20 protein-coding genes are annotated in these 20,392 nt (G+C 69.6%); 10 read left to right on the plus strand and 10 right to left on the minus strand.

Annotation, left to right across the window (positions count from 1 at the left end; genetic code table 11):
* The first annotated feature begins 418 nt into the window (after nt 1-418).
* Together ACWGKQ_RS39995 and ACWGKQ_RS40000 are read left to right on the plus strand one after the other, a co-directional pair.
* The gene (locus tag ACWGKQ_RS39995; RefSeq protein WP_453296976.1) at nt 419-1,273 is read left to right on the plus strand and encodes a hypothetical protein; all 855 of its coding nucleotides are present in this window, start codon (nt 419-421) and stop codon (nt 1,271-1,273) included.
* A 104-nt stretch (nt 1,274-1,377) separates the two neighbouring features.
* The gene (locus ACWGKQ_RS40000; RefSeq protein ID WP_453296977.1) at nt 1,378-1,545 is read left to right on the plus strand and encodes a hypothetical protein; all 168 of its coding nucleotides are present in this window, start codon (nt 1,378-1,380) and stop codon (nt 1,543-1,545) included.
* A 39-nt stretch (nt 1,546-1,584) separates the two neighbouring features.
* Here ACWGKQ_RS40000 and ACWGKQ_RS40005 read toward each other — a convergent pair whose 3' ends face one another.
* A complete protein-coding gene (locus tag ACWGKQ_RS40005) occupies nt 1,585-1,926 on the minus strand; it encodes a metal-sensitive transcriptional regulator (protein ID WP_453296978.1) in 342 nt (113 codons plus the stop codon).
* A gap of 197 nt (nt 1,927-2,123) precedes the next feature.
* On the opposite strand from ACWGKQ_RS40005, the gene ACWGKQ_RS40010 reads away from it, so the two are divergent.
* Both ACWGKQ_RS40010 and ACWGKQ_RS40015 read left to right on the plus strand, forming a co-directional pair.
* Entirely contained in the window at nt 2,124-2,744 is a 621-nt protein-coding gene (locus tag ACWGKQ_RS40010) for a DUF47 domain-containing protein (protein WP_366364526.1), read from the plus strand.
* Between the two features lie 7 nt (nt 2,745-2,751).
* Entirely contained in the window at nt 2,752-3,750 is a 999-nt protein-coding gene (locus tag ACWGKQ_RS40015; RefSeq protein WP_453296979.1) for an anion permease, read from the plus strand.
* Between the two features lie 488 nt (nt 3,751-4,238).
* On the opposite strand, the gene pstB is transcribed toward ACWGKQ_RS40015, so the two are convergent.
* The 4 genes from pstB to pstS form a co-directional block, all read right to left on the minus strand.
* Nucleotides 4,239-5,015, minus strand: coding sequence for a phosphate ABC transporter ATP-binding protein PstB (gene pstB, locus ACWGKQ_RS40020; RefSeq protein WP_453296980.1), 777 nt, complete (start codon nt 5,013-5,015; stop codon nt 4,239-4,241).
* A gap of 39 nt (nt 5,016-5,054) precedes the next feature.
* Nucleotides 5,055-6,101, minus strand: a complete 1,047-nt coding sequence (pstA, locus tag ACWGKQ_RS40025; RefSeq protein ID WP_453296981.1) for a phosphate ABC transporter permease PstA — start codon at nt 6,099-6,101, stop codon at nt 5,055-5,057.
* Nucleotides 6,098-7,108: a phosphate ABC transporter permease subunit PstC gene (gene pstC / locus ACWGKQ_RS40030; RefSeq protein ID WP_453296982.1), complete on the minus strand. Its 1,011-nt coding sequence runs from the start codon at nt 7,106-7,108 to the stop codon at nt 6,098-6,100. Before pstC ends, pstA begins: the two co-directional genes overlap by 4 nt.
* A 144-nt stretch (nt 7,109-7,252) precedes the next feature.
* Nucleotides 7,253-8,383 (minus strand): phosphate ABC transporter substrate-binding protein PstS, encoded by a 1,131-nt coding sequence (gene pstS / locus ACWGKQ_RS40035; RefSeq protein WP_453296983.1) that lies wholly within the window; start codon nt 8,381-8,383, stop codon nt 7,253-7,255.
* A gap of 364 nt (nt 8,384-8,747) precedes the next feature.
* Here pstS and ACWGKQ_RS40040 point away from each other — a divergent pair, with 364 nt between their 5' ends.
* Nucleotides 8,748-10,310 carry an FAD-dependent oxidoreductase gene (locus ACWGKQ_RS40040; RefSeq protein ID WP_453296984.1) on the plus strand — a complete coding sequence of 521 codons (1,563 nt, stop codon included), beginning with the start codon at nt 8,748-8,750 and terminating at the stop codon, nt 10,308-10,310.
* Nucleotides 10,311-10,516: 206 nt separating this feature from the next.
* Here ACWGKQ_RS40040 and ACWGKQ_RS40045 read toward each other — a convergent pair whose 3' ends face one another.
* The 3 genes from ACWGKQ_RS40045 to ACWGKQ_RS40055 all read right to left on the minus strand — a co-directional run bounded on the left by ACWGKQ_RS40045 (nt 10,517) and on the right by ACWGKQ_RS40055 (nt 13,282).
* Nucleotides 10,517-11,209 carry a phosphatase PAP2 family protein gene (locus ACWGKQ_RS40045; protein WP_453296985.1) on the minus strand — a complete coding sequence of 231 codons (693 nt, stop codon included), beginning with the start codon at nt 11,207-11,209 and terminating at the stop codon, nt 10,517-10,519.
* A gap of 193 nt (nt 11,210-11,402) precedes the next feature.
* Nucleotides 11,403-12,422 (minus strand): C40 family peptidase, encoded by a 1,020-nt coding sequence (locus ACWGKQ_RS40050; RefSeq protein WP_453296986.1) that lies wholly within the window; start codon nt 12,420-12,422, stop codon nt 11,403-11,405.
* A gap of 86 nt (nt 12,423-12,508) precedes the next feature.
* Entirely contained in the window at nt 12,509-13,282 is a 774-nt protein-coding gene (locus ACWGKQ_RS40055) for a trypsin-like serine peptidase (protein WP_453296987.1), read from the minus strand.
* A gap of 101 nt (nt 13,283-13,383) precedes the next feature.
* Between ACWGKQ_RS40055 and ACWGKQ_RS40060 the strand changes: the two genes are divergently transcribed.
* On the plus strand, nt 13,384-13,572 hold the full coding sequence (locus ACWGKQ_RS40060; protein ID WP_453296988.1) for a SitI3 family protein: 189 nt from the start codon (nt 13,384-13,386) through the stop codon (nt 13,570-13,572).
* Nucleotides 13,573-13,832: 260 nt separating this feature from the next.
* On the opposite strand, the gene ACWGKQ_RS40065 is transcribed toward ACWGKQ_RS40060, so the two are convergent.
* Both ACWGKQ_RS40065 and ACWGKQ_RS40070 read right to left on the minus strand, forming a co-directional pair.
* A complete protein-coding gene (locus ACWGKQ_RS40065) occupies nt 13,833-14,594 on the minus strand; it encodes an SDR family oxidoreductase (RefSeq protein ID WP_453296989.1) in 762 nt (253 codons plus the stop codon).
* Nucleotides 14,595-14,723: 129 nt separating this feature from the next.
* Nucleotides 14,724-15,632, minus strand: a complete 909-nt coding sequence (locus ACWGKQ_RS40070) for an oxidoreductase (RefSeq protein ID WP_453296990.1) — start codon at nt 15,630-15,632, stop codon at nt 14,724-14,726.
* 53 nt (nt 15,633-15,685) lie between these two features.
* Here ACWGKQ_RS40070 and ACWGKQ_RS40075 point away from each other — a divergent pair, with 53 nt between their 5' ends.
* From ACWGKQ_RS40075 to ACWGKQ_RS40090, 4 genes are all read left to right on the plus strand, one after another.
* Nucleotides 15,686-16,288, plus strand: coding sequence for a TetR/AcrR family transcriptional regulator (locus ACWGKQ_RS40075; RefSeq protein WP_453296991.1), 603 nt, complete (start codon nt 15,686-15,688; stop codon nt 16,286-16,288).
* Between the two features lie 297 nt (nt 16,289-16,585).
* Nucleotides 16,586-17,953, plus strand: a complete 1,368-nt coding sequence (locus ACWGKQ_RS40080) for a S53 family peptidase (protein WP_453296992.1) — start codon at nt 16,586-16,588, stop codon at nt 17,951-17,953.
* Nucleotides 17,954-18,352: 399 nt separating this feature from the next.
* Complete coding sequence (locus ACWGKQ_RS40085) at nt 18,353-19,660, plus strand: S53 family peptidase (RefSeq protein ID WP_453296993.1); 1,308 nt, start codon at nt 18,353-18,355, stop codon at nt 19,658-19,660.
* A gap of 336 nt (nt 19,661-19,996) precedes the next feature.
* Nucleotides 19,997-20,305, plus strand: coding sequence for a hypothetical protein (locus tag ACWGKQ_RS40090; protein WP_089101683.1), 309 nt, complete (start codon nt 19,997-19,999; stop codon nt 20,303-20,305).
* Nucleotides 20,306-20,392: the final 87 nt, after the last annotated feature.

The raw sequence follows: 20,392 nt of genomic DNA on the forward strand, positions 1-20,392 counted from the left end.
GGCATGGAGTGCCCGGTAAGGACGCGGGCTGGGGTGCCCGGTAAGGACGCGGGCCGTGTCAGTTCGCGGCTCCGCCGCGTGGGCGCGGCAAGCCCCACCGGCCCGCAGCCGGCGAACGACCGAACTCACCCTCCGGCCAAGTGACCTTCCGCATCGGTCCGCGCAAGGCTTCTCGCCCTCCGCGCCGGCCCCCGCCACCCACACGTGCACCGGGCGAAACAGAACCGGCCCTGTTCAACCGTGCCCGCGTCGTGCTCCGCCCCCTCCAGGGCCCGCCCGGAACCGTCCTGCTGTGCCACACCGACAACGTTACCCACGCTCGGTAAAGCACTGGTATGCGTGACGGCCCCACCCACCCCTCGTTAAGCGGAACGACAGGGGGCCCGTGACGGACGTACCGGCTGGGGGTAGGCAGGCGATGGATCGGCGGCAGCACTGGCGGGCCGGAAAGACGGCCGTCACCGTAGGGCTCGTGGTCGGCCTCGGCGCGTGCGCCACCGGCTGCGGCGGCGCATCGGCCGAAGGCGTCGCCGGCACCCCCGGCGACAACCCGGTCCCCCTCCTGAAGCGCGCGGCGGACACCCTGCGCGCCACCCACACCTCCAGGGCGACGACCTCGATGGAGATGGCCACCGGCGGCACCCGGGTCACCATCCGCGGCCAGGGCGTCTACGACTACGACCAGCAGTTCGGCAGGCTCACGGTCGTCCTCCCGCAGGACCCCGCCGGTGCCTCCGAACACCGCCCGATCACCGAACTCCTCGCCCCGGGCGCGCTGTTCATGAAGAACCGGGGCGCCGGGGTGCCCGCCGACAAATGGGTCCGCGTGGAGACCGCGACCCTCTCCGACGGCAACCTGGTCACCGGCGGCGCGACCGACCCCTTCGCCGCGGCCGAGCTGCTGCGCGGCACCCGCACGGCGACGTACCTGGGCAGGACCGAGCTCGCCGGGACCACGGTCCGGCACTACCGGGGCATCGCCGACCTCGCGGCCGCCGCCCGCTCGGCGTCCACCGGCGACAGGGCTTCCCTGGCGGCCGCGGCGAAAGGGTTCGCCACCGCCGAGGTCCCGTTCGACGTGTACCTCGACGACCAGGGCCGGATCCGCAAACTGCGGCAGCGCTTCAGCTTCGTCAACGACAGCGGCAAGGGCACCGTGGCGGTCGCCTCGACGACCCTGCTGTACGGTTTCGGCACTCCGGTCGACGTGAAGCTGCCACGTTCCGAGGACATCTACGCGGGCCGGATCGCCGAAAACCAGCCGACGCACTAGTCAGGGAACGGCTCTGTACAACCTGTGAACTAGCCCGTCCGTGCCATGCGCGTTGTGTAGACCGCTGCCTACTCTAGAGAGTCGGTGACGGCAGAGAAGAGGTGATGCACGTGGCTCCGGTCGGCGGTACGGCAGTTCAGGACCACGTGGCCCTCGCCGAGATCGAACTGTGCGGAGAACTGATCATCGCGGCGTCGGCCGCCGAGGACCGGCTCAGCCTGGCGAGCATCGACGAGGTGCTCCGCGTGACCGAGGAGCGCGAGGCAGACTGATTCCGGCCAGCTCCGGCCGCTCCGGTCGGCTCCCCGGCATCAGGTCCGCAGCATGCGGGCGATGGCCTGGGTGGCCTCCTCGACCTTCGCGTCGATCTCCGACCCGCCCTTGACGGCCGCGTCGGCGACGCAGTGCCGCAGGTGCTCCTCGAGGAGTTGCAGGGCGAAAGCCTGCAGCCCCTTGGTGGAGGCGGAGACCTGGGTGAGTATGTCGATGCAGTAGGTGTCCTCGTCGACCATGCGCTGCAGGCCCCGGATCTGGCCCTCGATCCGGCGCAGCCGTTTGAGGTGCTCGGCCTTCTGCTTGTGGTAGCCATGCGTGACCGCCTGCGCGGTTCCGCTTCCGGAGGGCGCCGTGGCGCCGGCCTCGCTGGTCGTCATCGCGTCCTCCGCATCGCCGAGACATATACCCCTAGTGGGTATATGGTAACGAACTTTGCTGGGTATAGGGCCCTCGGGACGCCCCCGTGCTGATCTCGCTGCCCGATGGGCGAAACTGGAGGGCGGCCCATTAGCCGTGGCCGGATGATGCGCTTAGCATCACCCTGACCGAAACCCATGCATACCGAGGACCCCAAGTGCGCTTTCGTCTGACCCCCAGGGAGACGAGCTTCTACGACATGTTCGCCGCGTCCGCGGACAACATCGTCACGGGCTCGAAGCTCCTGATGGAACTGCTCGGGGCGGACCCGTCCGCCCGGGCCGAGATCGCAGAGCGTATGCGGGCAGCGGAACACGCGGGTGACGACGCCACGCACGCGATCTTCCACCAGCTGAACTCCTCGTTCATCACGCCGTTCGACCGCGAGGACATCTACAACCTCGCGTCGTCCCTCGACGACATCATGGACTTCATGGAGGAGGCCGTCGACCTGGTCGTCCTCTACAACGTCGAGGAGCTGCCGAAGGGCGTCGAGCAGCAGATCGAGGTGCTGGCACGGGCCGCCGACCTGACGGCCGAGGCGATGCCCCACCTGCGCACGCTGGACAACCTCACCGAGTACTGGATCGAGGTGAACCGCCTGGAGAACCAGGCGGACCAGATCCACCGCAAGCTTCTCGCGCACCTCTTCAACGGCAAGTACGAGGCGATCGAGGTGCTGAAGCTCAAGCAGATCGTGGACGTCCTGGAAGAGGCGGCGGACGCGTTCGAGCACGTGGCGAACACGGTGGAGACCATCGCCGTCAAGGAGTCCTGAACCGTCGATGGACACCTTCGCGCTCGTCGTGACCATCCTGGTCGCGCTCTTCTTCACGTATACGAACGGTTTCCACGACTCGGCGAACGCCATCGCGACCTCGGTCTCCACCCGGGCGCTGACGCCCCGGGCGGCGCTGGCCATGGCGGCCGTCATGAACCTCTGGGGTGCCTTCCTGGGTTCCGGTGTCGCGAAGACGGTCAGCGAGGGCCTGATCGCGACGCCGCAGGGCTCCAAGGGCATGGGCATCCTCTTCGCGGCGCTGGTCGGCGCGATCGTCTGGAACCTCGTGACGTGGTACTTCGGTCTGCCCTCGTCCTCCTCCCACGCGCTGTTCGGCGGCCTGGTGGGCGCGGCGCTGGCCGGCGGCACGGAAGTCCTCTGGAACGGCGTCGTCGACAAGGTCATCATCCCGATGTTCCTGTCGCCGGTGGTCGGCCTCATCCTCGGCTACCTGGTCATGACGGCCATCATGTGGGCCTTCCGCCGCGCCAACCCGCACAAGGCCAAGCGCGGGTTCCGGATCGCGCAGACCGTCTCCGCGGCGGGCATGGCCCTGGGCCACGGTCTCCAGGACGCCCAGAAGACGATGGGCGTCGTCGTCATGGCACTGGTGATTTCCGGCCACGAGACGTACGGCGACCCGATCCCGGTCTGGGTCAAGATCGTCTGTGCCGTGATGCTCTCCCTCGGCACCTACGCGGGCGGCTGGCGCATCATGCGCACCCTCGGCCGCAAGATCATCGAACTCGACCCCCCGCAGGGCTTCGCGGCCGAGGCGACGGGTGCGTCGATCATGTTCACCACGGCGTACCTCTTCAAGGCGCCGGTCTCCACCACCCACGTCATCACCTCGGCCATCATGGGCGTCGGCGCGACGAAGCGCGTGAACGCGGTCCGCTGGGGCGTGGCCAAGAACATCGTCATGGGCTGGTTCATCACGATGCCGGCAGCGGCCCTGGTGGCAGCGGCAGCCTTCGGCGTCGTGGACCTGGCGTTCCTGTAACCACCTCTGCCCACCCGCCCACCCGACTCGGTTTGCAGAAGAGGCGAGGTCGAGGAGCCCGACAGGCGCCCGGCACACAGCACTGTGGAGCCACCGCCAGACCATCGCCCCGCAAGGGGCACGGGGCTGTGCCGATATGCGGCTCCCCCGCGCGGGCACGACCCACCCCACTCGATTCGTAGAGGGGCGAGCACCATCGCCCCGTAAGGGGCACGGGCTGTATTCGATCTGCGGCTGCCGCCGCGCGGGCACGACCAGCCACGTACCACTCGCAGCCGACGTCGAACACGCGCCCCGTCAGGGGCGCGGGGAACTGCGCGAACAACCCCCACCGGCCCGCACCCGACACACGACCCACCGGCACACGACCCACCGGCCCCCATCAGTGGGCGCACACGCAGACGGGCCCGCCCCCGGGAGCCAGGGGCGGGCCCTTTGCGTCCTCGCGGTGGCACCGCCATGCAGCACCGCGAGGGGTCAGGTACGGCTCAGCCGAAGCGGCCGGAGATGTAGTCCTCCGTCGCCTGGACCGACGGGTTGGAGAAGATGCGCTCCGTGTCGTCGATCTCGATCAGCTTGCCGGGCTGGCCGACCGCGGCCAGGTTGAAGAACGCCGTACGGTCGGAGACCCGCGCCGCCTGCTGCATGTTGTGCGTCACGATGACGATCGTGAAGCGCTCCTTCAGCTCGCCGATCAGGTCCTCGATGGCGAGGGTGGAGATCGGGTCGAGGGCGGAGCAGGGCTCGTCCATGAGCAGCACGTTCGGCTCGACCGCGATCGCGCGGGCGATGCACAGACGCTGCTGCTGACCACCGGAGAGGCCGGAACCCGGCTTGTTCAGGCGGTCCTTGACCTCGTTCCAGAGGTTCGCGCCCTTGAGCGACTTCTCGACGATGTCGCCGAGCTCGCTCTTCTTGAAGTTGCCGTTCAGGCGCAGACCCGCCGCCACGTTGTCGAAGATCGACATCGTCGGGAAGGGGTTGGGGCGCTGGAACACCATGCCGACCTCGCGGCGCACCGCCACCGGGTCGATGTTGGCGCCGTACAGGTTCTCGTCGTCGAGGAGGACCTTGCCCTCGACGCGGCCGCCGGGGGTGACCTCGTGCATGCGGTTGAGCGTGCGCAGGAACGTCGACTTGCCGCAGCCGGAGGGGCCGATGAACGCCGTGACCGTGCGCGGCTCGACGTTCATCGAGATGTCTTCGATGGCCTTGTGGGAGCCGTAGTAGGCGGTGAGCCCGCTTACGTCGATTCGCTTGGACATTGCTTCTTCACTTCCAGAGAGTCGGTCGCTGTCGGCCGGTCAGCGACCGGTCTTGGGGGCCTTCCAGCGGGCGATGCCGCGGGCCACCAGGTTCAGGATCATCACGAAGGCGATCAGCGTGAGCGAGGCCGCCCAGGCCCGGTCGTAGGCCGCGTTGGCACCGGCGCTGTTCGCGTACTGCTGGTAGATGAACAGCGGCAGCGACGACTGCGCACCCTCGAAGGGGTTGTTGTTGATGAACGGGTTGCCGAACACCAGCAGCAGCACCGGCGCGGTCTCACCCGCGATACGGGCGATGGCCAGCATGACACCGGTCGTGATGCCGCCGATAGAAGTCGGCAGGACCACCTTCAGGATGGTGCGCCACTTGGGCACGCCGAGCGCCAGGGACGCCTCGCGCAGCTCGTTCGGGACGAGCTTGAGCATCTCCTCGGTGGAGCGCACGACCACCGGCATCATCAGGATGGCCAGGGCCAGCGATCCGGCGAAGCCGAACGGCTCCATGTCGAAGATCAGCATGAGGCTGAGGATGAACAGACCCGCGACGATCGACGGGATACCGGTCATCACGTCCACGAAGAAGGTGACGGACTTGGCGAGGCGGCCGCGCCCGTACTCGACGAGGTAGACCGCGGTGAGGATGCCGATCGGGGCGCCGATCAGGGTGGCGAGGCCAACCTGCTCCAGGGAGCCGATGATGGCCGCGTAGGCACCGCCGCCGGGCTGCGAGTCGGCGACGACCCCCATGGAGTGGGAGAGGAAGTAGGGGTCCAGGACCTTCACACCGCGCGAGACGGTCACCCAGATCAGGGAGACCAGCGGGACCACGGCGATCACGAAGGCGACCCAGACCAGGGAGGTCGCGACGCGGTCCTTGGCCTGCCGGCGGCCCTCGACCCGGGCGGCGATCACATAGGTGCCGAGAACGTAGAGGAGGCCGGCGATCAGACCCCACTGGACCTTGCTGTCCAGGCCGCCGACCAGGCCGATGGCCACGCCGAGGACGATGGCCCCGCCGACGATGGCGTAGGCGGACCACTTGGGGAGGGTGGCACCGCGCAGGGTGCTGGCTGCTGCGGTGCTCATGCGTTGGCCCCCGAGTACTCTGCGCGGCGCTGGATGATGATGCGGGCCGCGCCGTTGACCAGCAGGGTGATGACGAAGAGGACCAGACCGGAGGCGATGAGCGCGTCACGGCCGTCCGAGGTCGCCTCGCCGAACTTGCTGGCGATGTTCTGGGCGAAGGTGCCGCCGCCCGGGTTGAGCAGGCTGGCGTGGATGTCGAAGTCCGGGGAGAGCACGGTGGCGACGGCCATCGTCTCGCCGAGCGCACGGCCGAGGCCGAGCATCGAGGCGGAGATCACGCCGGAGCGCCCGAAGGGCAGCACCGCCATGCGGACGACCTCCCAGCGGGTGGCGCCGAGGGCCAGGGCGGCCTCTTCGTGCATCTGCGGGACCTGGCGGAAGACCTCGCGGCTCACGTTGGTGATGATCGGCAGGATCATGATCGCGAGCAGGATCGAGACGGTCAGGATCGAGCGCGGGGCACCGCCGTCCCAGGAGAAGATCCCGGTCCAGCCGAAGTAGTCGTCCAGCCAGCCGAACAGGCCGGTCATGTGCGGTACGAGGATCAGGGCGCCCCACAGGCCGTACACGATGGACGGCACGGCGGCGAGCAGGTCGACCACGAAGGCGACCGGGCCGGCCAGGCGGCGCGGCGCGTAGTGCGTGATGAACAGCGCGATCGCGACCGCGACCGGGACCGCGATGGCCATGGCGATGATCGAGGAGACGATCGTGCCGAAGGCGAGGACCGCGATGCCGAAGGTCGGCGGGATGAGGTTGGTGTTCCACTCGAAGGTGGTGAGGAAGTTGCCGTGGTCGCGGTTGATCGCGAGGGCGGCCCGGTAGGTGAGGAAGACCGCGATCGCGGCCATGACCACCAGGAGCAGGATGCCGGAGCCGCGGGAGAGTCCGAGGAAGACCCGGTCACCGAGGCGGGTGGCACCGCGGGCGTTGCGCTTCTGCTCGGCCGCGGAGGGCTGTGGGGGCGTAGGGGGAGATGCGTCTGCTGTCTGCGTCGATATGTCCATCGGGTTCTCCGGTCTGCGGAGTCGCCTGCGGGGGCGGCTCGGAGGAGCCGAACGCCCCGCACGTAGGGGTGTACGGCTCCGGGCGGCGGTGCACCGGACGGTGCGGCCGGGTTCCGTCCGGAACTCGGCCGCACTCGCGGATCTTTAGCTCAGGCCCTCGATGGTGGTGCGGACCTTGGCGATGATCTCGTCGGGGACGGGCGCGTAGTCGATCGTGGAGAGGACCTTCTGGCCGTCCTCGGAGGCGATGTAGCGCAGGAACGCCTTGGTCGCCGGGAGGGTGTCGGCCTTGTTGCCCGCGTCGCAGACGATCTCGTACGTGACCAGGGTCATCGGGTACGCACCCTCGGCCTTGGTCTTGTAGTCGAGCTGGAGCGACAGGTCCTTGCCGGTGCCGACGACCTTGGCGGCCGCGATGTCGGCGGTGGCGGACTCGGTGGACGGGGCGACCGGCTTGCTGGCACCCGTGTCGATCGAGACGGCCTTGACGCCGTCCGTGACGTAGGAGAGCTCGAAGTAGCCGATGGCGCCGGAGGTCTGCTTGACCTGCTGCGCGACACCCGCGGACTGCGGAGCGGACTGGCCGCCCTTGGCCTGCCAGGCCTTGCCGCCGGAGTACTTCCAGTTGTCCGGGGTGGCGGCGATCAGGTACTTGGTGAAGTTGTCCGTCGTACCCGACTCGTCCGAGCGGTGGAACGCCTGGATCTTCAGGTCCGGGAGCTTCGCGGAGGGGTTCAGCTTCTTGATCGCCGCGTCGTTCCACTTGGTGATCTTGCTGTCGAAGATCTTGGCGATCGTCGGCGCGTCCAGGACCAGGTTGTCGACACCCGGGACGTTGTAACCGAGGGCGATCGGGCCGCCGACCATCGGGAGGTCGATGCCCTGGCCGCCGGAGCAGACCTTCTTGGAGGCCGTGACCTCTTCGGGCTTCAGCGCCGAGTCGGAACCGGCGAAGGCGATCTGGCCCTGCGTGAAGGCGGTCACACCGGCACCGGAGCCGGAGCCCTTGTAGTTGATCTGCACACCACAGGCCTGCGAGAAGCTCTTCACCCAGGCGTCGATCGCGTTCTTCTGCGCGGAGGAGCCGTCGGCGAGCAGCTGGCCCTTGGCGTTGTCGCACTTGATGGAGCTGGCGTTGGCGGAGGCCGAAGACGTGCTCGAACCGCTGCTGCCACCGTTGTCGTCCGAGCCGCACGCCGTGAGGGCCAGGGCGCCGGAGACGGCGACAGCACCGAGAGACAGGGCGCGCAGCCGGTTCTTGCGCTGAAGCTTCACTTTCGGGGGTTCCTTCCAGAGGCGCCACCTTCGGCGGCGTGCGAAGTAGGTGGTGGGCGAGGGCCTCCTGCACTGCGCATTAACGACCGCTCACCGCACCCGGTACGGCCGAAATTAGGCAGAACAGGTGAAGCGGCCGATGGCCATAGGTGAACGGGGGGTGAACCCCTGCCGTCGACCCGGTTAGGTCACGGAACGCTCACGGTGAGGGCACGCGCTGGTTCCAACGGCCGGGTTAAGCGAACAAGTCTTCGGCGTTCGGCATCACAGCCGTTACGACGTCACAGCGTTCGTCGCACCGGACGGGAACCCGTGTGCGACAGAACGTCGTCTCGTCCCACGACAGCCGACGAAAGGCACGGGCATGGAACGGCGTACCTTCATAGCGGGCGGGGCGGCCACCCTCGCGGCGACCGCACTGACGGGGTGCAGCTCCGGCGGCGCCACCGCATCCCACACGACCGGCGCGCCACTCGCGACCACATCCTCTCGTACGGCGCTGAAGACCACCAGCGCAGCGGCCGCGGCCAACTGGACCGCCCTCGCCCACGCCCTGGACGGCACCCTGGTCCGCCCCGGCGAGGCCGCCTGGACGACGGCCCACCAGCTCTACAACACCCGCTTCGACGGCTTGAAGCCGGCGGCCGTCGCGTACGTGGCGCACGCCGACGACATCCGCACCACCCTGGCGTACGCCCAGGCGCACGCGCTGAAGGTCTCGATCCGCAACGGCGGCCACTCCTACGCGGGCTACTCCTCCGGCGACGGCCGCCTGATACTCGACGTCTCCAAGCTGAACCGCATCCGGGTCAGCGGCGGCACGGCGGTCGTCGGCGCCGGCTCCAAGCTGATCGACGTCTACCGGGCCCTGGCGGCCAAGAGCGTGACCATACCGGCGGGCTCCTGCCCCACCGTCGGCGTCTCCGGCCTGGTCCTCGGCGGCGGCCACGGGGTCGCGTCCCGCGCGTACGGCCTGACCTGCGACAGCCTCACCCAGGCGACGCTGATCACGGCGGACGGCACGCAGGTGGTCGCCAACGCGAGCACCAACAAGGACCTCTTCTGGGCACTGCGCGGGGCCGGCAACGGCAACTTCGGCGTCGTGACGGAGCTGCAGTTCAGGACCCACCCGACCCCGCAGGGCGTGACGGCGTACCTGACCTGGCCGTGGGCGAAGGCGGCGCAGGTCCTCAAGGCCTGGCAGGAGTGGGGCCCCTCCCAGCCGGACGAGATCTGGTCCTCCCTGCACCTGGAGAACTCGGGCAGCGGCCCGCGCGTCTCGGTGGCCTGCTTCTCCATGGGCACCTACGGCGAACTCCAGAACGCCGTGGACGCCCTCGCCCACGCGGCCGGCGCCAACGCCTCCTCCGTCTCCCTGCGCCGCCACGGCTACGAGGAGGCGATGGAGATCTACGCCGGCTGCTCCTCCTTCTCCACCGAGCCCCAGTGCCACCTGCCCGGCTCCACCCCCGGCCGCTCCCCCCAGGGCAAGCTCGGCCGCGAGACCTACACGGCCCGCTCCGACTTCTTCGACCGCTCCCTGTCGGCGGCCGGCATCCAGACCGCCCTGCGGCAGATCTCCGCGGTCCGGGGAGGCGCGGGCAGCATCGCGTTCACGGCGCTGGGCGGGGCGGTGAACCGGGTCTCGCCGACGGCGACGGCGTTCGTGCACCGCCGGTCGCGGATGCTGGCGCAGTACATCGTGTCCTGGGGGGCGGGGGCCTCCGGCAGCACCGGCCAGGCCTGGCTGAACGCGGCGCACACGGCGATGAAGCCGTATGCCTCCGGCGCGGCCTACCAGAACTACACGGACCCGACGCTGACGAACTGGAAGAAGGCGTACTACGGCGACGCCGCGACGAAGCTGGGCACGGTGAAGAAGCAGTACGACCCGCAGCGGTTCTTCTCGTACGCGCAGGGGTTGTAGGGAGGGGTGGCTCGGCGGGTTGCGTACCCGCGGGTGCGCGGGGGCTGGTCGCGCAGTTCCTCCCCCAGCCTTCGGCCGGGGGGACCCCCAGCGCCCCTTACGGGGCTACTCAGCTGCGGGCAGTCGTGCCGCTGGGGCGGCACGGGTGGGCGCAGCGGCACCCTGCCGGCGCCGGTAAGCGTCCCCACCCCCCACCTCAGCCCCGCCTACGCCGCCAGGTCCCGCTCCTCCGACTCCACCGTCGTACGGCCCCCCGGCACCAGTCCCACCCGCGCCGACCGTCCCCGCACGATCCACCCCACCCGCGCCGAGCCCTCCACCGCCTTCAGCACCGGCGTCAGCAAGGCGGTCGCCAGCGGGGAGAGGAGAAGGACGACCGCCGTGCCCAGGGCGAACCCCCCGACGACGTCCGTCGGGTAGTGCACCCCCATGTACACCCGGCAGAACCCCTCCGCCAGCGCCAGTCCGATCCCCGCCAGCCCGAACCTCCGGTTGGCGACGAACAGCCCGACCCCCATCGCCATGGTGATCGTCGCGTGGTCGCTCACGAAGGAGTAGTCGGTCTTGCCGGAGACGAGGACGTCGAGTCCCTGGTGGGTGAGGAACGGCCGGGGCCGCTCGACGAAGCCGCGGATGGGAACGTTCACGAGGACGGCGATCGCGGCGGCGAGCGGCGCCCACACCAGCGCGGCCATCGTGGACGCGGCGTCCTCGGCCCCCCGGCGCCGTACGGACCACCAGCACCACACCACCAGCAGCACCATCGCGACCAGCAGCCCGTACTCCCCGACGAACTCCATGGCCCGGTCGAACCAGTGCGGTGCGTCCTTGGCCAGGCCGTTGATGTCGTAGAGCAGGTCGACGTCGGGGTTCGATCCGGATTCGGCGATTACAGCCATCGCGCTGCGGCCCCTTCGTCGTCTTTCCGGGACGCACCTGCTGTGCGTCGCTCGCTGCCACCCCCGTGGTCGGCTACGTCAACAGGAACGCACGGCCCACACCACTACGTTCCAGGTTCCACCGAATGATCACGCAGACGTTATCGAAGAGAGACACAAACCCCCAGCTCAGGGGGTGGGTTATACGCTCGGTTCACACCGTCGTGGGGAGCGCTTTCGCGCCATCCTCGGTGACCCGGGTGGCCCCGAAGTAGTCGGCCGAGTCGATGGGGTCGAAACGGATCACGGCCCCGGTGTAGGGCGCGTCGATCATGTAGCCGCCACCGACATAGATCCCCACGTGGTGGATGGCGCGGGAGTTCGAGAGGTCGGTGGAGAAGAAGACGAGGTCTCCCGGGAGCAGCTCCTTGCGGGAGGGATGCGGCCCGGCGTTGTACTGGTCGTTGGCGACCCGCGGCAGCGTGATCCCGACGCTCGCGTACGCCGCCTTGGTCAGCCCGGAGCAGTCGAAGCGGCCGCCGTCCGCGGCGGTGCCGTTGCCGCCCCAGAGGTAGGGGGTGCCGAGCTTGTTCTGGGCGTAGTTGATGGCCCCGGCGGCCTGCTTGGTCGGGGAGAGCCGGCTGACGGGCGCGGCGAAGCTCTCCTCCAGGGTGGTGATGGTCTTGACGTAGTTCTGGGTCTCCTTGTACGGCGGCACGCCCTTGTACTTGATGACCGCGTACGCCCCCGCGTTGTAGGCCGCGAGCATGTTGTCGGAGACGTTGCCGGGCACGTCCTTGACGTAGGAGGCGAGCTGGCAGTCGTAGGAGGCGGCCGACGGGATCGCGTCGTTCGGGTCCCAGACGTCGCGGACCCCGTCGCCGTTCCCGTCGATGCCGTGGGTGGCCCAGGTCCCCGGGATGAACTGGGCTATCCCCTGCGCGGCCGCCGGGCTCTGCGCCTTCGGGTTGAACCCGCTCTCCTGGTAGAGCTGTGCGGCGAGCAGGGCGGGGTTGAGGGCGGAGCAGAGGTTGCCCCACTTCTGCACGAGCGTCTGGTACGCGGCGGGTACGGCGCCCTTGGCCAGGGTCTTGCCGGTGCCGCCGACCTCGCCCAGAAGGTTCCCGGCGACGACGTACACGCCGACGACGAGCAGCATGACGAAACTCAGCCCGAGCGCCGCCGTCGCGCCACCGATCACCCATACTTTCCGCACGCCCCAACCCTCCCCCATGCCAGGGCTGTTCAACGCCATTTCGGCCGAGAGTGGCGCTATTTCACAGGAAGACGGCGCACATGACGCCCCCTCAGCCCGTCGGCTCAGCCGCCGGTGGCGTCCTTGTACAGCTCGGCGGCCTCCCGGCCGAGCACCACGCTGTACGAGACGTCGGGGGTCAGGCCGCCCTGTTCGTGCCCGCCCAGCACTCCGACCACCTCGTGGTCCCCGTTCACCCACGGACTCCCACTCGTACCGCCGGTGAACTCGGGGCAGTCGATGCGCTGTTGGGTGGCGCTGTGCGGGACCGGCTTGTTGGTGCAGCTGACCGGCACCTCACGGGAGTCGGGGTAGCCGGTGACGGTGACGGCGGTGGCGCCGGTGGCCACACCCGCGGCGAACCGGTTGCTCCCGGTCACGTCCTCGACCCGCTTCCCGTCCCTCTCCTCCACGGCGGCGAAGGCGACGTCGCTGTCCTCGCTCTGCCCGTGGGCCCACCCGTCGGGCAGGTACCGCTTCCCGATCTTCCACACCCCGTACGGCGCCTGCCCGTCCCGGTATCCCGGCACGAACACGAGCCCCGTGGCGTCTCCGTCCCCGTCGATGCAGTGCGCGGCGGTGACGATCAGGTCCCGCTGCGGGCTGTGCACGACGGAGGCGGTGCAGAAGTGGTTGCCGGACAGGCTGCCGGCCTTGTCGGCGCCGAACAGCGCCCCGACCCGGGCGCTTTCCGCCGTGGTCCCGACCACCGCGGTCACCCCGAACGGCCCCGCGGCCTCGTCGGCGGCCGCGACGGAGGCCGACATGGCGGCCAGCACGACCACACCGCAGAGCGCGACGCGTCGCGAGGTGGCAGAGATGCGTGAGGTGCGCTTCATCAGGCCCTACTGTCTCCCACAAAGGTGAGAAACGGTTCCCGACTTCACTGAGTTTTTCCCGGGAACCGCCCTTGCGGCCGTCCGGCGTCACCGCAGGGGTCGTGCTGCTCACGTCCCGGCTGCTCGAACAGGTGCCGGGAGATGCCGTGCTGCACCTCGAATACGAGAGCGCGAAGCTGGTCCGTCGTGCGGGAAGGACGAGCCTGAGTGACGACACGGAACTGTGGACGGCACACCGTCTCGCACTGATTTCACAGGAGTACGACCGCACCACGTACAAAATCGACTAGCCCAGATACCAGAGACGACCAGCTGTTCAGAGGACACCTCGACACGGTCAGCGGGCTGCTCGGCATCCCTTCGAGGATCAGAGATCTCGACGGCGGGAACCGCGCTCTGGACATACGGGGCCTCGAAACACTCTGCGCCCGGGCGATCGCCGAGTACCACGAGAGCGATCAGGGGATCTTCCGTTCTCTGCCCGTCGGTGCCGATGACCTGACGGGCGGCGAGGCCTCTCCGGTCAGCAGAGCTCCGGCGGGACTCACGCTCAGAACGTCGTCGTCATCCCCCCGTCCACCGCGATGGTCTGCCCCGTGATGAAGGACGCTGCGTCGCTCGCCAGGAAGACGACGATTCCCGCGATCTCCGCCGGGCGGCCCCAGCGGCCCAGGGCGGTGCGGGTGCGCAGCCAGCGCTCCCACTCCGGGTCCTCGGCGAGTTCCGCGTTGACGTCCGTCGCGAAGGTGCCCGGGGCGACGGAGTTCACCGTCGTACCGCTCGGGCCCAGGTCGGCGGCGAGCGCCCGGGTCAGTCCGTCCAGGCCCGCCTTCGCCGTGGCGTAGGCGACGTCGCCGATGCGGCCGAGCTGGCCGACGACGGACGAGACGTTGATGATGCGGCCCGGCGTGCCCCGCGCGGCCAGGCCCCGGGCGACCGTCTGGCTCAGCGCGTACGCCGACGTCAGGTGGACGTCGAGCAGCGCGGACAGCTCTTCCGGGGCCATCTCCTCGACGCCCCGGCGGTCCCGGTGGCCCACGTTGTTGACCAGGATGTCGATCGCGCCGACGGCGGTCACCGCCTCCTCGGCCGCCTCCCGGTCGGTGACGTCGAAGGCCGCGCCCGTCACGTCCAGGCCGTCCTCCTCGCGCAGCCGGGAGGCCACCGCCTGAAGCGTCGCCGCGTCCCGGCCGTTGAGGACCACCCGCGCGCCGGCGCCCGCCAGGCCCCGCGCCATCTCCAGGCCCAGCCCCCGCACGGAGCCGGTCACCAGGGCCGTACGTCCGGTGAGGGTGAAGTCCACGGCGCCCACCGCGCCACCTCCCGGAAGGCCGTCGTATCCGTCGTGTCGGTCGTGAGCGCTCACCGTATCCGGCCGCGCGGACAGTCCCGCCGCACGTCCACCACCTGGGCGGTCACCCGGCCGTGGTGTTCACGACGTTCACGCGGCTCCCGCCCCGGGCGCCCACGTCACGCCCGTCATCTCCTCCGACAGCGTCCACAGCCTGCGGGCCGCCGCCGGGTCGCTGGCCGCCGCGCTGCGGCCGACCAGGGTCGGCGCGCCCCGCATCTCGCCGAGGCCGTCCGGGCCGACGTAGCTCGCGCCCGGCAGGTCCTGGGTCGCCGCGTACAGCGTGGGCAGGGTGCCCGCGCGGTCGTCCTGGGCGACGAGGCGGTTGCTGAGCCGCAGGACCTGGCGGGCCACCGGGTTGGCGTGGTGGCTCTGCAGGTTGGTGTTCGCGTAGCCGGGGTGGGCGGCGAGCGCGCGGACACGGGAGCCGGCCTCCGTCAGCCGGCGCTGGAGTTCCAGCACGAACAGCAGGTTCGCCAGCTTGGACTGGGCGTAGGCGCGGGTCGGGTTGTAGCTGCCCTTGAGGTTCACGTTGTCGAAGTGGATCACTCCGTCGCCGCTCCGGTGCAGGCCCGAGGAGACCGTGACCACGCGGTCCGTGACGTACGGCAGCAGCAGGTTCGTCAGTGCGAAGTGGCCCAGGTGGTTGGTGCCGAACTGCATCTCGAAGCCGTCCGCGGTGCGCAGCTCCGGGAGCATCATCACGCCCGCGTTGTTGATCAGGAGGTCCAGCGGCCGGTCCCAGCCCGCGGCGAACTCCCGTACCGAGGACAGGTCGGCCAGGTCCAGGCGGCGGACCTCGGTGCTGCCGTTCACCCTGGCCGCGGCCGCGCGCCCGCGCTCCGGGTCCCGTACCGCGAACACCACATGCGCACCCGCCCGGGCCAGCGCGTCCGCGGCGGTGAAGCCGATGCCGCTGTTGGCGCCGGTGACCACGGCCGTACGGCCGGAGAGAGCGGGCAGGTCGGACGCGTTCCATGTGCGATTCTTCTCAGCCATGGCGCCAATGTAGGCGTCGACAACAATGCTGTCAACGACAACATCGGGTTACGATGGCACCCATGTCGCGAAGCCGCCCCTACCACCACGGAGACCTGCGCGCCGCCCTGCTCGCCGGCGCCGAGCGCACCCTGCGCGAGAAGGGCACCGCCGCCCTGTCCCTGCGCGAACTGGCACGTGACACCGGGGTGAGCCATGCCGCCCCCGGCCGGCACTTCAAGGACAAGCAGGCCCTGCTGGACGCGCTCACCCTCAGCGGGTTCGAGCGCCTGAACCAGGCCCTGGCCGCGGCGAACCGCCCGGACACCGCCCTCGAACCGCGCATGACCGCGCTCGCCCGCGCCTACGTCACCTTCGCCGTCGACAACCCCGAGCTGCTGGAGCTGATGTACTCCCGCAAGCACGACCCGGACCTCGGCACCGAACTGGCCGCCTCCGCCGAGCTCTCGCTGGGCTCCTTCGTGCAGCTGGTCGCCGACGCCCAGCAGCGCGGCGAGATCGTCCAGGGCGACCCGGAGGCCGTCACCCTCGCGGCCGCGGCCGGCGTCCACGGCCTGGCCGCGCTGGCCACCAACGGCACCCTGCGGCCGGACGTGGTCCTGGCCGGCCTGGAGCAGCACATCCACCTCCTCCTGCACGGCCTCAAGCCCCGCTGATTCCGGTCCACTTGAGGGCTCGCGGCCGCTCGGTACGCCCCGATCAACGCGCATTGAGCCCCACCCCGGACGGGCTTCAGGTCAACCGGACCCCAACTTCCGGCCATCCAGCCCCCAATGATCAGTAAGCCCCACCCGCCCTTCAGTAACGCGGAAGTCAGGATTCCGAAATCCACCTTGTTGTCGCGTACTCAACAAGGGAATGGTTCGTCGCGGGCCGCCGCCCCCACCGGCCACCACACCGGTGGTTCCCCCACCCGCAGGCCTCTGTCCCAACCTCTCCCAGGAGGCTGTACGTTGCGTACGCCCAACTCCCCCCACATAGCCGGTAGATGGCGCCGTATCGGCTCCGCCGCCGCGGCCACCGCCGCACTCCTGGCCGCCGGCCTCGGCACCGCGGCCACCGCCACCGCGGCCACCGCGACCCCCGCCACGGCCCACAAGGTCAGCACCAAGGCCATCGCCGCCCAGGTCGCCAAGGCCCACGTCCAGTACGAGAAGGCCGGCTGCGGCGCCACCCCGAAGAAGGGCTTCGCCGCCTGCAACGCCCTGCGGGTCACCGGCGGCACCACCGCCTTCATGGAGAAGCAGGCCGCCCTCCGGGGCACCACCCCGAAGACCGTCAAGCCGAACGCCGCCTCCGCCTCCCCCACCGGATACGGCCCCTCGGACATCCAGTCCGCCTACGGCCTGACGGACGCCGCCGCCTCCAACGGCTCGGGCGAGACCGTCGCCATCGTCGACGCCTACGACGACCCGAACGCCGAGGCGGACCTGGCCACCTACCGGTCGTACTACGGCCTGTCGGACTGCACGACCGACAACGGCTGCTTCAAGAAGGTCTCCCAGACCGGCTCCACCACCTCCCTCCCCTCCGCCGACAGCGGCTGGGCCGGCGAGGAGTCCCTCGACCTCGACATGGTCAGCGCGACCTGCCCGAACTGCAACATCCTGCTCGTCGAGGCCAAGTCCGCCTCCGACGCCAACCTGGGCACCGCGGTGAACGAGGCCGTCAAGCTGGGCGCCAAGTTCGTCTCGAACAGCTACGGCGGCTCCGAGTCCTCCTCGGACACCTCGTACGACACCTCGTACTACAAGCACGCGGGCGTGGCCATCACCGCGAGCGCCGGTGACGAGGGCTACGGCGCCGAGTACCCGGCCGCCTCCCGCTACGTGACCGCCGTCGGCGGCACCGCCCTGAAGACCTCCTCCAACAGCCGCGGCTGGACCGAGTCGGTGTGGAAGACGTCCAGCACCGAGGGCACCGGCTCCGGCTGCTCCGCCTACGACGCCAAGCCCACCTGGCAGACCGACACCAGCTGCTCCAAGCGCATGATCGCCGACGTCTCGGCGGTCGCCGACCCGGCCACCGGCGTCTCCGTCTACGACAGCTACGGCTCCGACGGCACCGGCTGGAACACCTACGGCGGCACCAGCGCCTCCTCGCCGCTGATCGCCTCGGTCTACGCCCTGGCCGGCACCCCCGGCAGCAGCGACTACCCGGCCGAGTACCCCTACGCCGCGGCCGGCACCTCCGCCCTGAACGACGTGACGAGCGGCAACAACGGCACCTGCTCCACCTCGTACTACTGCACCGCCAAGTCGGGCTACGACGGCCCGACCGGCTGGGGCACCCCCGAGGGGACCGACGCCTTCACCGGCTGAGCCCTTCGGATCGACCTCCCCGTCGGGTCACGGGGAGCCGCCACCGTAAGGGGGACGTGGGGTCCCCTCGGCGGCAGGGAAAGAGAGACGGGCCACGGCATCCGGCCGTGGCCCGTTTTTCATGTCCTTGGCAACTCCCATGCATCTCCTGTGAGTTGAGTCAAGTACCCGCCACCCGCAAGACAACGGACAGCCATCGAAGGGTCACGCGAAGGCCTCGTTCAGCAATGCGGAAGTCAGGATTCCAGCAGCCTCTTGTTGTCGCGTACTCAACAAAGGATTCTCTTCGCGGGCCGCCGCCCTCGCCGCCGGGGAACCCGCACCGGCGGCGAACGCACCAGATCGCACCCGCACCGCCCCTGTTCCAACCCCCGTTCCGGAACTCAGGAGGCTGCACGTATGCGTTCCACTCCCCCCAACAGACCGTCCGCACGCGGTGGCTGGCGCCGCATCGGCGCCGCCGCAGCGGCCACGGCCGCGCTGGTCTTCACCGGCTTCGGCACCGCCGTCCAGGCCGACGCGGCCTCCACCGCGTCCAGCAAGGTGACCTACGTCTCGACCCCCTGTGCCACCCCCAAGCACACGGGTGACCTCACCTGCAAGTCCTACCGTGTCACCGGCGGCCTCACCGCCTTCCAGAAGATGCAGGCCGCGAGGACCGGCATCACCCCCAAGGCCGCCGACGCCTCCACCCCCTCCGGCTACAGCCCGACCAACCTCCGGTCGGCCTACGGCCTGACCTCCGCCGCCGCCTCCAACGGCTCGGGCGAGACCATCGCGATCGTCGACGCGTACAACGACCCGAACGCCGAGGCGGACCTCGCCACCTACCGCTCGTACTACGGCCTGTCGGCCTGCACGACGGCCAACGGCTGCTTCAAGAAGGTCAGCCAGACCGGCTCCACCACCTCGCTGCCCACGTCCGACGCCGGCTGGTCCGAGGAGATCTCCCTCGACCTCGACATGGCATCCGCGATCTGCCCGCTGTGCAACATCACGCTCGTCGAGGCCACCAGCGCCAGCTACGCCAACCTCGGCACCGCGGAGAACGAGGCCGTCGCCCTCGGCGCCAAGTTCGTCTCCAACAGCTACGGCGGCTCCGAGTCCTCCTCCCAGACCACGTACGACACCTCGTACTACAACCACGCGGGCGTAGCCATCACCGTCTCCTCCGGTGACAGCGCCTACGGCGCCGAGTACCCGGCGACCTCCCGGTACGTCACCGCGGTCGGCGGCACCAAGCTGTCCACCTCCTCGACCACCCGCGGCTGGACCGAGACCGTCTGGAAGACGTCCAGCACCGAGGGCACCGGCTCCGGCTGCTCCTCCTACGACGCCAAGCCCAGCTGGCAGACCGACACCGGCTGCACCAAGCGCATGGAGTCCGACGTCTCCGCGGTGGCCGACCCGGCGACCGGCGTCTCCGTCTACGACTCCTACGGCGTCACCGCCGGCTGGTACACCTTCGGCGGCACCAGCGTCTCCGCGCCGATCATCGCCGGCGTCTACGCCCTCGCCGGCACCCCGGCCAGCGGCACCTACCCCGCCCAGTACCCGTACGACTACGCGGGCACCTCGTCCCTCAACGACGTAACGAGCGGCAACAACGGCACCTGCACCACCTCGTACTTCTGCACCGCCACCACCGGCTACGACGGCCCGACCGGCTGGGGCACCCCCGAGGGCATCAGCGCCTTCGCCAACTAGTACCGGCTCCCCTTCTGTGACGGGTCGCGGCAACCAGCCGCGGCCCGTTCGTCATGAGAACATCGAGACGGTGGCATTCACCCGACTGGCCGTCATAAACCGTGCCAGGTCGTAAAAGGGGTCAACGACGGAACCACACGACAGGTTTCGCCCAGGCCTCATTGCCCGGCGTGACCTGCCGTGATACACAGAGTGACCGTACGATGCCTTCATACGAAACCCGCCAATCAATGACGTCAAGTCGACATACTCCGGCGACGTTGTCGGCGACAATGATGCGTGACCTCTGCACCCGGCAGGGGCGGACATAACTACCCACCAGGGGCGGTGACTTACATGTTCCTTGCAGCCGACAAGGGTGACATCAACACCATCATCGGCGGAATCGCTCCGGACTGGGGCCCCTTCGGCAGCCTGGGCAACGAGGCGAAGACGATGATCCAGGTGGTCATGGCCGTCGCCATCCTGCTCTGCCTCGGCATCGCCGTCTGGGGAGCCGCCAAACAGCGCATCGGCGCCACAGCCCTCCGCGACACCTTCAGCGCCGAACAGGGCAAGGGCCTCATCATCGCCGGCCTCACCGGAGTCTTCATCATCGGCTCCCTCGGCACCCTGTTCACCATCGTGTACGGCATGGCCGTCTAGCCGCCTGGACCTCTTCATCCCCCGTTCCGAGGTTGCGTTTCCCTGATGTCGAGTCACCACACCGCGCCCGCGCGGGAACCAGCACGG

The sequence above is a fragment of the Streptomyces sp. NPDC054770 genome (genome assembly GCF_053611985.1).